Origin of the sequence: Pantoea sp. B270 (assembly GCF_018726825.1) — a bacterium.
Classification (GTDB): domain Bacteria; phylum Pseudomonadota; class Gammaproteobacteria; order Enterobacterales; family Enterobacteriaceae; genus Pantoea; species Pantoea dispersa.
Map to the genome: position 1 here is coordinate 31,665 of NZ_JAHCSX010000003.1, position 13,662 is coordinate 45,326.

The window sequence follows — 13,662 nt, forward strand, 5'->3', positions numbered from 1 at the left end:
GTGTGATAACCATCCATCCCCGGCTGCCCCTGTCCAGCCAGCGGAAATCAAAAGAGTGAATCCTGAGTGAGAATGAGATGAAAGGAGCAGAGCAAATGGACTTCAGTGGCCACACCCCCATGATGCATTGGTGTGTTGTGATTGATAAATAACAATTATTTTTATAGTGGCGGCAAAAACAACATTCTAACCTATACTTACATAACTAACTGACTTATCTGTTGTAACCCCATCCAGTTACAAAACATCGCCCAGTGACACTTCAAGCATATCTGATATCCGCACCATAAACTTTGACAAACCCTACTACATGCAGTTTGTGCCACCTGAGAACATCTGGTTTGTGAACGTCCTTTACTTCAATCTAATGATTTCCACCTGAAAAAATTAAAGATAACCTTCAATTTTTTCACATAAATACTTATACTCTGCACTCGACCTAATACATCAAGGCTCAAAATGATACGTTGCCACCTAGCTCGTTTGATGGGAGAGCGCAAAATGAAAATCTCTGATGTTTTGCGAAAAACTGGCCTCGGACGAAACACTGTAAGCCTAATGTACAAAGAGACAGCCCAGAAAATCGATATTGAAGCTCTAGATAAGCTTTGTAAGCTTTTTGAATGCGAGGTGGCTGATATTCTAGAGTTCACCAATCAATGCAATGCAAAGCCCCATCAAGGACCACACACTAGGTTAGCAAATGACTAAAGAACAACAGATTGAGCAAAGGTTAATTGCTAAACTAAAAGATCTAAAATACAGTTATCGCGACGATATTCACGATAAAATTAGCCTTGAGGAGAACTTTCGTAAGAAGTTTGAAACTCTGAATCGTGTTAACCTCTCAAATGCAGAATTCGACCGTTTACGCGAGGAAATCATCACAACTGATGTATTTAAGGCAGCACAGACATTACGAGAGAAAGGTAAATTCACTCGAGAAGACGGTACTCCACTTGAATATACTTTGGTTAACATTAAAGATTGGTGCAAAAACGATTTTGAAGTAATAAACCAATTACGTATAAATACAGATAGTAGCCACCATCGTTACGATTTAATACTGCTTATCAATGGCCTTCCATTGGTGCAAATCGAACTAAAAACCCTGCAAATCAGCCCACGTCGGGCCATGGAACAAATCGTTGAATACAAAAACGATACCGGTAATGGTTATACAAACACCCTGCTGTGCTTTATGCAGTTGTTTGTAGTAAGCAACGGTAACGATACGCGTTACTTTGCTAACAATCGCAAAGAACACTTTAGTTTCAATGCTGATGAACGTTTTTTGCCCATTTATCAACATGCAGATAAGAACAATAAAAAAATTACTCATTTGCACGATTTTGCCGATGATTTCTTGGCTAAATGCACACTAGGGAAATTGCTAAGCCGCTATGTGGTACTGGTTCAAAGTGAACAAAAAATTCTCATTATGCGCCCGTATCAAATTTATGCGGTGAAAGCCATCGTTGACTCAATTCAACAAAATCGTGGAAATGGTTATGTTTGGCATACAACTGGCTCAGGTAAAACCCTTACATCATTCAAAGCATCCACACTACTAAAAGACAATCCCGATATTGAAAAATGTCTATTTGTGGTGGACCGTAAAGACCTTGACCGTCAGACACGCCAGGAATTCAATAAATTCCAAGAAGGCTGCGTGGAGCACAACACTAGTACTGAAGCATTAGTGCGCCGAATGCTGTCAGAAGACTATGCTGATAAAGTTATTGTGACTACCATCCAAAAACTAGGACTAGCACTGGATGAAAATAGTAAACGCAATAAGTCTCAGCAAAAAAAGGGGATAAAAACTTACAAAGAACGTCTAAAGCCTCTTAGTGATAAGAGAGTTGTTTTTATCTTTGATGAATGTCATCGTTCTCAGTTTGGTGAAAACCACAAAGCTATCAAAGAATTCTTCCCTAAAGCACAGATGTTTGGTTTTACTGGAACACCTATATTTGATGATAACTCAAACTATCAGCAAATCGATGGAAATTTAGCTTCTTTCAAAACTACAGAAGATATATTTGAAAATGAATTGCATGCTTACACCATCACTCATGCAATTGAAGATAAGAATGTACTAAGTTTTCACATCGATTACTATGGTAAACATGGTGATATAAGGCCTCAAAAAGGGCAAACACCACCACCAGAAGCTGTAGTCAAGGCTATACTAGATAAGCATAATAATGCAACTAATCGACGCCGTTTCAATGCTGTTTTAGCTACTGCATCTATAAATGATGCAATTGAATACTATGAGTTATTTAAAACCCTTCAAGCACACAATAACGCAGATGACGGAGACTTCGAGCCACTAAACATTGCTTGTGTATTCTCTCCCCCTGCACAAATTGCTAAGGATAATGAAAGTAATGGAGCAGACAAAGTTAAGAATGTCGCGGATATAAAACAACTGCAAGAAGATCTGCTACAAGAAAGAAAAGATAATGAAATTGATCCAGAGAAGAAAAAGGCAGCATTGATAAACATAATCGAAGATTACAACAAACAGTACGGCACTAATCACACAATTAATGAATTTGATCTTTACTATCAGGATGTACAGCAACGTATTAAAGACCAAAAGTATAGCAATACCGACTATCCACGTAATAACAAAATAGACATCACTATTGTAGTGGATATGCTTTTAACTGGTTTCGATTCTAAATATCTAAATACTTTGTATGTGGATAAAAACCTTAAGTACCATGGATTAATTCAAGCCTTCTCACGAACTAACCGCGTACTAAACGACACTAAACCTTGGGGAAACATTCTCGATTTCCGCTACCAAGAAGATGAGGTAAACACAGCGATTGCATTGTTCTCTAATAGTGACAGAGATAAAGCCAGAGAAATTTGGTTGGTCGATCCCGCACCTAAAGTGGTTGAATCATTCATCAAAAAAGTCGACGAACTTCAGAACTTTATGACGTCTAATGGTCTAACTTGCACACCCGCAGATGTACACAACCTTAAGGGCGATATTGCTAAAGCTGAGTTTATACAGCACTTCAAAGAAGTACAAAAACTTAAAACCCAGTTAGAGCAATATACAGACCTAGATGCAGAAAGCAGAGAAACTATTGAGAAAAAACTGCCTACTGACACTCTACGGGGTTTTAAATCTATTTATATAGACACGGCAATGGAACTGAGAAGTAAACAAGGTAAAGGTGTAGGTAAGATAGAAGAAGTTGAAGAGCTTGAGTTTGATCTGGTGCTATTTGCGTCCAGCATAATCGACTACGACTACATAATGGGACTAATTGCCAAATCCACTCAAAAAAATAGCAAACAAAAAATGACACGTGAAGAGCTTATCAGCATGATTAGTTCCAGCGCAAATCTTATGGAAGAGCGTGAAGATATTATTGCATACATTAATAGCTTGAGAGTAGGTGAAGCATTAAATGAAAAAGAAATTCGAGAAGGATATCAAACATTTAAAGATCACAAAGCAAATCAAGAGTTAACAAAAATTGCTGAAAAACATGGTTTGCAGACAAATTCAATTCAAGTATTTGTGGATGAAATTATCGAACGTATGGTTTTTGATGGATCGCAGTTAACTGACCTACTAGCTCCTTTGGGATTGGGCTGGAAAGATAGACGTTTAGCTGAATTGGCGTTAATGGAAGATCTAATTCCTTATCTTCAAAAGCAAACTAATGGGCGCGAGATTTCGGGGTTAGATGTATATGATTAAGAGAAAGAAAATGGTTATGACGCCTAAAACACGTTTTCCCAATTTTAGCGATGCCGATCGTTGGGAAATGACAAAATTGTCGGATGTACTTACTGAACATGGTCTAAAAAAGTCAGGGGAGGAGGTCGTTTTCTCTGTTTCTGTACATAAAGGATTAGTAAATCAAATCGAACATTTGGGAAGAAGTTTTTCCGCTTCAAATACCGATCGCTATAACAGGGTTCTTCCTGGTGACATTGTTTATACAAAGAGTCCAACTGGCGATTTTCCATTTGGCATAATTAAACAAAGCAGATTAGATCAGTCAGTAATTGTGTCCCCTCTATATGGAGTCTTTACTCCTAAAACACTCGGCTTGGGAACTTTACTAGAGTCGTATTTTGAGTCATCTGAGAACACGAAGCTTTATCTAGAACCTCTTATCCAGAAAGGGGCAAGGAACACTATAAATATAAATAATAAGAAATTCCTATCTGGAGAATTGCCACTTCCTCAAAGTGATTCTGAGCAGAAGAAGATAGGAAAATTTCTTGATTCTATTGACGAACTAATAAAACTTCACACCCAAAAACTGAACGAACTCCACACCTATAAGAAAGGTCTGATACAACAAATTTTTCCTGCCGAAAATGAAACCACTCCTGAGATTAGATTCCCCGAATTTCGAAACTCTGGCAATTGGGTAAATAGAAAGGTAAGTGATTTACTTAGAAAAACATCTAATCCAGTCAACGTGGAGGACGATGAATACTATCGAGAAATTGGTATTAAATCTCATGGTAAGGGAATATTTCATAAGGATAAAATCAAGGGAAAAACAATCGGTAATAAACGAGTTTTTAAAGTAGAAAAAGATTTATTAATTCTAAACATAGTATTTGCTTGGGAATTGGCTGTTGCAAACACTTCTGCAGCTGAGGAAGGAATGATTGCCTCTCACAGATTCCCAATGTACAAGCCATATAAAGAAAGATCTGATGTAACTTATATGAAGTACTTTTTCTTGACCGAAAAAGGTAAAGAATTATTATGGATAGCCTCACCTGGTGGGGCGGGTAGAAATAAAACATTAGGTCAGAAAGAATTCGAGAAATTGGAACTTTTGATACCAGAGTCTTTAAATGAACAACAAAGGATAGCTGGATTCCTGTCATCGATCGATGCATTAGTTGACTTACAAGTTCATAAGTTAGACGAACTGAAATCCTACAAAAAAGGATTGATTCAGAAAATTTTACCAGTTATGGATGATTTTACTTAATGAATGACAAGCCAAAAATTTATAACTACAAAAGCCTCCGAAACGTCGTTACTCGAATGAGAGATGACCTAAGACCAAATGCTGGTGGCGTTGATTTTTTACTGCTATATGCATATAACGGAACTGGTAAAACACGCTTGTCGATGGAGTTTAAAAATGCAGGAAAGAGATTAAGAGGTATTGCTCGCGATACACTTTATTTCAATGCGTTTACTGAAGATTTATTTCATTGGGACAATGATCTAGCGAACGATGCTAATCGGGTATTGCAAATAAACTCAGATTCAAAATTTTTTGATGGTTTTAAAGAACTTGCATTAGAAGAGAAAATTTTTTCATACTTAACTCGTTACAGTAGTTTCAATTTTAGAATTGATTACGATAATTGGTATATCACTTTTAGTAAACTTGTTAAGAACCCTAAATTTAGACCAGGTGCAGATGAACCCGAGACGGTGATGCAAGACAATATTAAAATTTCTCGAGGTGAAGAGAATATTTTAATTTGGTGTATTTTTTTAGCAATTTGCGAGTTGGTAATTGATGGCTCTGAGTCCTATAACTGGGTAAAATATTTTTATATTGACGATCCCATTTCCTCATTAGATGATAACAATGCTATAGCCATAGGTTCTGACCTGGCTAAACTATTGCGACGTTCGATTGGCAAAGTCAAAACTGTTATATCGTCTCATCATAGTTTATTTTATAACGTTATGTGTAATGAGTTGAAAAAACAGGAACACAAATCCTATTTTTTTTATAGTCATAATGGTAATGGTCATAGTCTTCAATCAACTAGCGACACACCATTTTTTCATCACGTAGCGATGTTGAGTGAATTAAAAAAAGCCTCAGATACAGGTAGATTATACGCCAGCCACTTTAATATCCTCCGTGGTATAATGGAAAAAACCTCATCTTTTTTTGGCTTCAAAGATTTTTCCGACTGTATCCATGGTATTGAGGATGAGGTACTATTTTCTCGAGCCTTAAACCTATTGAGTCATGGCGACTACTCTTTGTTTGATCCAAAAGAGCTAACCGAAGACAATAAGAGACTTTTTAACAGCATCTTGAATGGCTTTTTAGATCGATATGTATTCGATTTGCCAAACATCCGTTCATAAAATTTAGGTAGATTAAACAATTATGACTACAGAACAACTAAGCCAACTTGGTAAAACCCTTTGGAATATTGCCGATAAACTACGCGGCGCAATGAATGCTGATGATTTTCGAGACTATATGCTGTCGTTCCTATTTTTACGTTATCTCTCAGATAACTATGAGCAGGCAGCCAAAAAGGAATTAGGTAGCGATTATCCAGAAACAGTAGAGGATGATCGCCGAACACCGCTCGCCATTTGGTATGAGAATAACGTTGAGGATATTGCTGACTTTGAAAAGCAAATGCGATTAAAAACTCATTATGTTATTGAGCCGAAGTTCTTGTGGAGTAGCATTTCAGAAATGGCTAGAGTTCAAAATGATGATTTGCTCAAAACCCTCGATGAAGGATTTGGTTATATCGAAGAGCGGTCGTTTGGTCGTACTTTTCAAGGGTTATTTTCAGAAATTAACCTATACTCTGAAAAATTAGGTAAATCACAAAAAGACAGAAATAATAAATTATGTGTAATAATTAAAAAAATATCAGAGGGTATCTCTCAGTTTAGTACTGATACTGATATCTTAGGCGATGCCTACGAGTACTTAATTGGACAGTTCGCCGCTGGTTCAGGAAAAAAAGCTGGCGAATTTTATACCCCACAGCACGTTTCTACTATTTTATCGGAGATAGTTACTCTAGATAGTCAAAATCCAGCGACAGGTAAAAAAAAGAAAATAAAGCAAGTGCTAGATTTTGCATGTGGTTCAGGCTCACTGCTGCTTAATGTAAGAAAACAACTTGGCCCTAATGGTATTGGCAAGATCTTCGGCCAAGAGAAAAATATTACTACTTACAACTTAGCACGCATGAATATGTTATTGCATGGAGTGAAGGATACAGAATTTGAAATTCATCATGGTGATACTTTAGAAAATGATTGGGACCTTCTTAATGAGATGAATCCTGCCAAAAAGATGCAATTTGATGCAATTGTTGCGAATCCTCCTTTTAGTTTGCGTTGGGAACCAAATGATTCTTTAGAAGAGGACTTCCGTTTCAAAAATTACGGACTTGCTCCTAAGTCAGCGGCAGACTTTGCATTCTTACTGCATGGTTTCCATTTTCTTAGCGAAGATGGCGTAATGGCGATAATTTTGCCTCATGGAGTACTCTTTCGCAGCGGTGCGGAGGAGCGAATTCGCACAAAACTATTAAAAGACGGCCACATTGATACGGTAATAGCTTTACCTGCCAACCTCTTTTTTTCAACTGGCATTCCTGTATGCATTTTGGTTCTCAAGCGTTGCAAAAAATATGACGATGTTCTTTTTATAAATGCATCTGAACACTTCGAAAAAGGTAAAAACCAAGACTACCTCTTACCAAAGCATATCGAAAAAATAATTAACTCTTACCAGTTTCGAAAAGAAGAAGGCCGATATGCTCGTCGTGTATCAATGGAAGAAATTAAAAAAAATGACTATAACTTAAACATTTCTCGCTATGTGAGTACGGCTCAACCGGAGAAAAAAATTGATTTAAGCGTTTCGCATAGTGTACTTGTTTCAATTGAAGAGAAAATTTATAGCTCAACTCAACACCATAACGAGTTCCTTGAAGAACTCGGTCTTCCCTCACTACCGTTGACCGGGAAAAAAACATTACAATAAATCACGCCTTTATAATGTGAAATAAAGCCCGAACACTAATGATTCGGGCTCATTTTAAACAACGACGAAATATGATGCTTTTATGCTTTTGCTCAGCTTTTTCTAAATCTAAAGTGAGTAACTTCGAAGTGATGACGTTAAAATATACATTAATAGATATCTGATACACTAAAAGCCAAATAACTTATTATAAATTTGACACTTAAAACATCATGCAAAAACTCAGAAAAATTATAAGACAGGAACCATCTAGGTTCGTCATAATTCAAATTAGCGGATGGTATCAAACGTTTCAGACAAAAAGGTACGCATAGTTTATAAAAATGAGTTATCATTTTTTTTAATAAGAAGCTTTATTTAACCACCTTCTTCTCCTGAATAAAAATGGTATGTGGTGGACCAGTCAGTTACCTCTTCATAATTAATAAATCCATCGCTATTTAAAGCACACGATCTTTAAAAGCTGGCGACATAATCATAGACATCCCAGCGCTCTAAGCTTTCCAGCATGTGTGACAACAGATTCCGGCTCATCACATTCGAAATCCTGCGTTTACACGACGCGACATCATTAAAGGTAATGTTGAATGCTTGTCGTACCGAGTTAGTTAATGTTTCATTTTCAATTTAAGGTACGGATGGTTCCAGCATATCTCACAATTGGTCACAAGCCCGTCATGCTCAATCGAACTACATATGCCCGGATTGGCCAGAATTGTCTCGTATACGGCCTTACTCTCAATACCTTGGATCATATGCGATAGAAGACTTCGGCGAACACTCGCGGTTATCTTTTCAGGACTAACCATAAAAGTCTGGCGAACGGCATTACGTATGGCCCAGCCGCGACCGGGGCAGTTAACATGCTCATCAAGATATCGCGACACCAACTTTTGAAGCGCCCTCCTCACTGGTCGAACAAACTTAATCCACTCATCAGCCACACGCACCGCCTCACCGTAGCCATACAAATCACAAAGCTTACGAAACGCAGCGCTGTCCTTATGTTTTCGGAACTCACCCAGCGAGTAGATAAGGCTATAAATGAATAGCTTAGCCAACTTCTCATCAACGTTGAACCGCCGCATTATCTTCTTCTTGGTGATCTTCGCCAGCCGTTTACATTTGATGCCGTATCGCTCCAGCTCATGTTTCAGGATGGTCAGCTGGCTGCTTTTGATATCATAGTTATGGCCTTCAACTACCGACCATTTTATAGCAGCCTTTAGCGCCTGAAAGCCGCCGTTCTTCTCAAAGGAACGAGTTCCCCGCTCCGCCAGTTTGTATTCAGGGAAGTATTCAACCACCAAAGGAACGCTTGAAACCATCCTGCAACCACGCTCAGCCAGATGTTGGAGGAAGTGAGACTTCAGAAGGGCCTCCCTTTCGTCTTCAGGAACGTACGCCTGAAGTTTATCAAGGTTGATACGCAACGCTCCCATACTGAGATATACCTGACGCATATATTGCTGAGTTTCACGGGATACATGACGTGTGGAGTGGCGGGGCTTATTGAAATGCGATAACGCTTTGTGGATCAATTGCTCTTCCGTCATGATCTTTTGGTCACGCTGGCGTTTACCCACAGACAGATAAACGTAACGATCATCGCGCTGCTTGTAGTCATCAGGAGAGACTTCAAACCAGCGTTTGAGGTATGCCTTAGATAAAGCAAAAGTGCGGCTTTTCCCATTCCCATATGAGTGTTTTTGAATATCTATAATTCCTGCATCTTTCAGCAACTCTAACGCCCGGTCACAACACAGATATTTATTCTGTTTAAAGACAAACGGTAATTCCTTTTTACCCAGCTCATTATATATTGGCGAGTATTTCGTCCATGGATTATCCTCTGGGGTGTCTTTAGCATAAAGAAAGTTATTACAAATCAGATGCTGCAAAAACCGTTGAATATCCAGATAGTATGGCGGAGACTGGCGACCATCTTTCCCAATGAAAGGTATGTTATGTACATCCTCAATGAACTTATTATAAGTATCCAGTGTAACCAGAATAGCACGCTTAATAATATAACCCGCAGAATATTTCACAGAACACCTCGTAATTGTAAGTTGCATAACACAAGAAACACTGTTGTTTTTTACAACTTCAATTACGAATACCTTAAAGAAGGCCAATTTTTTTCATATTACCAATACACTCATAACACTCACGCTCTCCTCGCTCTATTTCCGCTGCTGCTGCTATATCACTATTAATATGGCAGTGACATATGCATACTATATAATGAGTATTATAGGGTTATACCTGATAACTACCTTGAGGGTTGCATTAACCGGCATAATTAACAAAAATGCAGAGTTGGAAATACAAACAGGGATCCTGTGCTATGGGTAGAATCGTTAATCCCTGCGGTTAATACCAGGGTACTAAAGCCGATGTTTGGAATAAAAAACCGTCAGCAGTTTTCCCCTACCATTGTACGAGATGCGAATTTGACACTAAACAGCAGCGGTAGTTAGCTGGTCTGTCACACCAAAATCCTGCAACGATGGGCGGTTTAAAACGGTCATCTTTCAGGTTTCTGATTTAACATGTCCGCCATTTTCATACTTTGTAGCAAGCGGCCTCCCTGCCGCACCACGATTACCCCTGTTTCAGTCGCAACTGAAGCCACTTCTGGCGATGTTTAAATTGCCAGTATTGTGGTTGTGCGAGAATCCCAAGTTTTTCCACCACAAGCGGCAACATAGCCCATATAACTTCTGAGTCGAACAATTCTACACGGTAGCGCTCCATGAGTTTATCAACGCGCTTATCAGCAGCTTTTTTCGATGAGCTGACCTGCTTACGATTCAGTGTCGCTGACGGCTGGTAATCCGCTCTGGCAACCGGGTAAGGGACATACTCACGTAGCAGGCGAGAAAAATCAGGTTCAAGCTTAGAATCTACCAGCGCGTTACGGTCATAAAATGCAAGTTTAGATACCAGATTCTCCATATTTAGCAGGTTGTTCAGCATGAGCTTTTTCTTGCCGGGTGATAAACGCAACTCCAGACGCAGAAACCGCCGGAACTGTTGTTCATCAAGCAGAAGGACAGCTTGATCATACCTTCTTTCAGTTGCCACATCCGGAGCATCGGCCTTTTCATATATTGACGCGACGATAGTCGTAGACCCCAGCCGTAACCCTTCCTGCTCTCCATGCAAATCGTTAAAGTCGCCGCTCCTTGCACCAACCAGCCGGATTAAATAGTCGTGGAGCTTCATTCCCACTACATCCAGCGCGTAGTGGATAGTTGTTATCCAGGCATTACGTAATCCCCGATATAGATACTTGCCGATGCGTCCCTTCCGCCCCAGCCACACAAACAAATCCGTTATCTGTTTCGCAGAATAGTGCTGGGGACTAAGTTCCATTCGCTGAAATCCACGCTGACGACTGGTTGGGGCAAAATGGATTGCCAGCAATATGGGGTGCTTGCGAGATTTAGCTTTCAGTCGGATTTCCACCACCCAGCGATAGTGCCCGCCACACTCATACTTACCAGCCGGTCGAATTTTGATCAGATAGCGCCCACCTGAAGCGAGGCTAAACAAACGCTGTCTGAGTATCTGATTCTCTTCCCAGACATGCATGTCCGTTACCCATGCAATTTTGTCTATACTGCCATGCGTAGACTGGCCTGCACCATTAACTCCAAGTGAGGTTTTGTCACGTAAGGATGTCACCCGTTCACGATTAAATTGTTGCATCATATTCTGCTCCGATAGCTCATAGCAGTAACAGTGATCCCCCCTTCATATGCAGGTATCATCACTGTTACTGGTTATATGGTTGGTATGTCAGGGGTTGTATGAGGCTTACAGATCACTGCGTATCGCTAATTCCGCGTGATAGAATCCAATTTTGAATTTCATTTGATCCCCAGCCCACAGCCCGACCGCTATCACCAGTCAGTTTCATAGATTTTGGAAAGTCTCCTTTAGCTATGAGTCGGTACAACGTCGCGGACGAGATCCCTACTAGGTGAAGAACTTCTTTTTTACGGAGAATACGGTTGGTGTTCATGCTTTTGCTCCTTTGAGCTGTTTCAGGAGCGCTGCTATTTACAACCACGAAAACCGTATATTTTCGTACAAATCATACTTTTTTCGTGATAATCACGGGTTCTGGTTATTTTTGCGTATTGAAAAACCGTGATTATCATGGGATGATTCTATCTCACGTGATAATCACGGCATTACTATCCAGGAGAAGTGTTTGCAGTAATCACTTATGCAAAATACCAATTGCAATACCGTTCTAGCGTGATAATCATGAAATCAGCTGGGCATATTTAGCTCGTAAGATCATTGTTCAATTTCAGGAGATGTACTCATGCCAAATGACGATATGATTTCGCAGCAACCAGCGCAGGAGAAAAAAGAAAGGGAAAAGAACCTCGACAAAATGAGGCAGAAAAAAAGAAGGGAATTAGTAGCAAAAAAGTTTGGAAAGATTGTACCCATCCATATGCTGGAAGAGACCAAAGCGCGACTGGAGATGATTGCTAAAAAAACAGCCATAAGTCGTAAGGAACACAATGCCGCAGAGAAACGAAGCTCGGTCATAGCTGAACTGGTTAACCAGTACTACATAGATAATCTCTTGGCTTACGAACATGAAAACTCTGAGTTGGCATACAATACTTATAAGAAGATATGGCAGGCTAACTTTCAAGGAAAACCTGCTGATGTAATAGCCAGACAGCTCACCAAGGCTGGCACCCGCATACCCTATTTTGATGAAAAAAGCGGTAAAATAGTTGTTGAATCAGGAAAGTGGAAAAAAGACGATATTGAAACGTTTTCCGACACAGCTCTTGTTATAAAAATGATTGAATCAAATGAGAAAAACACTAAAAGAAACGCTAAGTAGGTTCAATATATTCAGGCCCAATCACCGATAAACGCCATCACTTTACCAGCACCGCAATCGCTGCGATGCTTTGGCTTTCATGCCCTCATCACGATAGTCATAGCGCGTCGTGGTGGATATGTCGCTGTGGCCTGCCAGCTGGCGCACGGTGTTAATATCCACGCCCTGCTCCAGTAAACGGGTGATGAAGGTGCGCCGCATGTCATGCGGGGTAAACCGCGCTATGCCTGACGTTTGCTGTAACTGCTCCAGGATACCCGTTAACCCGGTTGTTGTCAGGGGGTGGCTGGCGACCTTACCGTTGCGCTGGATACGGTTGAACAGTGCGCTGTCAGCTTCATCTGCGCCAACTTTCAGCCACGCGCGGATGGCCCTGTCTACTGCATCCGCCACGTGTATTTCGCGGTATTTTCGCCCCTTCCCTTGCCTAACCGTCAAGATGCTGTTGTCATAGTCCCGGCGCTCGAGTTTGACCAGTTCTCCAGCCCGCAGGCCTGTTCCGCAGAGCGTCAGGACAATTGCGACATCACGACTACGCCGAACCGATAGCGGATGCCGTTTTGCTGCCTGAATCAATGCCCGGATTTCCGACTTGTCTAACGCCCTTCCCTTACGCTGAATATCACCGCTAACGCGCTTAACTGACCGGATACGTGCCAGCGTTTCGGCATTCATGCAATTCAGGTTAAAAGCAGTCTGCGCCACGCCCCGTAGTGCTGATAAAGCCATGTTGACCGACGACACGGCGTACCCGTCATCCAGCAGTGCCGCACGTACTTTAGCGACGGCGGCGTAGTTGAGTTGTTCCCACGGGTAGTTATCTGCACACGCACCGCGTTTAAGTATGCCGGCACTGCGGTTTAACAGGCTGGTGATACCTCTCCGCCCCGAGGGAGCCAGACCGCCAATATACGCATCAAACACGGTTGTTTGTACCATAGGCACGACCTGACGTAACGCAGTCCTGCTCATGCGCCTAACCCGCAATAACGTACATTA

10 protein-coding genes are annotated in these 13,662 nt (G+C 40.6%); 6 read left to right on the plus strand and 4 right to left on the minus strand.

The window, feature by feature from the left end; translation table 11 throughout:
* Positions 1 to 459 precede the first annotated feature (459 nt).
* From KOL70_RS19805 to KOL70_RS19825, 5 genes are read left to right on the plus strand one after another with little or no spacing between them, the layout of a single operon-like run.
* Positions 460 to 711 carry a helix-turn-helix transcriptional regulator gene (locus tag KOL70_RS19805; protein ID WP_215481439.1) on the plus strand — a complete coding sequence of 84 codons (252 nt, stop codon included), beginning with the start codon at positions 460 to 462 and terminating at the stop codon, positions 709 to 711.
* Positions 704 to 3,736, plus strand: a complete 3,033-nt coding sequence (locus KOL70_RS19810; RefSeq protein ID WP_215481440.1) for a type I restriction endonuclease subunit R — start codon at positions 704 to 706, stop codon at positions 3,734 to 3,736. The genes KOL70_RS19805 and KOL70_RS19810 overlap by 8 nt, the downstream gene beginning before the upstream one ends.
* Positions 3,737 to 3,752: 16 nt before the next feature.
* Positions 3,753 to 4,997, plus strand: coding sequence for a restriction endonuclease subunit S (locus KOL70_RS19815; RefSeq protein ID WP_215481441.1), 1,245 nt, complete (start codon positions 3,753 to 3,755; stop codon positions 4,995 to 4,997).
* Entirely contained in the window at positions 4,997 to 6,127 is a 1,131-nt protein-coding gene (locus tag KOL70_RS19820) for an AAA family ATPase (protein WP_254185897.1), read from the plus strand. Before KOL70_RS19815 ends, KOL70_RS19820 begins: the two co-directional genes overlap by 1 nt.
* Before the next feature lie 22 nt (positions 6,128 to 6,149).
* Complete coding sequence (locus KOL70_RS19825; protein WP_215481442.1) at positions 6,150 to 7,781, plus strand: type I restriction-modification system subunit M; 1,632 nt, start codon at positions 6,150 to 6,152, stop codon at positions 7,779 to 7,781.
* A 608-nt stretch (positions 7,782 to 8,389) separates the two neighbouring features.
* Here KOL70_RS19825 and KOL70_RS23665 read toward each other — a convergent pair.
* From KOL70_RS23665 to KOL70_RS19840, 3 genes are all read right to left on the minus strand, one after another.
* Positions 8,390 to 9,832, minus strand: coding sequence for a hypothetical protein (locus KOL70_RS23665; protein ID WP_254185898.1), 1,443 nt, complete (start codon positions 9,830 to 9,832; stop codon positions 8,390 to 8,392).
* A gap of 556 nt (positions 9,833 to 10,388) precedes the next feature.
* Positions 10,389 to 11,501: a hypothetical protein gene (locus KOL70_RS19835; RefSeq protein WP_125311381.1), complete on the minus strand. Its 1,113-nt coding sequence runs from the start codon at positions 11,499 to 11,501 to the stop codon at positions 10,389 to 10,391.
* A gap of 112 nt (positions 11,502 to 11,613) precedes the next feature.
* On the minus strand, positions 11,614 to 11,814 hold the full coding sequence (locus tag KOL70_RS19840) for an AlpA family transcriptional regulator (RefSeq protein ID WP_125311383.1): 201 nt from the start codon (positions 11,812 to 11,814) through the stop codon (positions 11,614 to 11,616).
* A gap of 309 nt (positions 11,815 to 12,123) precedes the next feature.
* Between KOL70_RS19840 and KOL70_RS19845 the strand changes: the two genes are divergently transcribed.
* The gene (locus KOL70_RS19845) at positions 12,124 to 12,663 is read left to right on the plus strand and encodes a hypothetical protein (protein WP_215481443.1); all 540 of its coding nucleotides are present in this window, start codon (positions 12,124 to 12,126) and stop codon (positions 12,661 to 12,663) included.
* A 42-nt stretch (positions 12,664 to 12,705) separates the two neighbouring features.
* Here KOL70_RS19845 and KOL70_RS19850 read toward each other — a convergent pair whose 3' ends face one another.
* Entirely contained in the window at positions 12,706 to 13,635 is a 930-nt protein-coding gene (locus KOL70_RS19850) for a site-specific integrase (RefSeq protein ID WP_215481444.1), read from the minus strand.
* Positions 13,636 to 13,662: the final 27 nt, after the last annotated feature.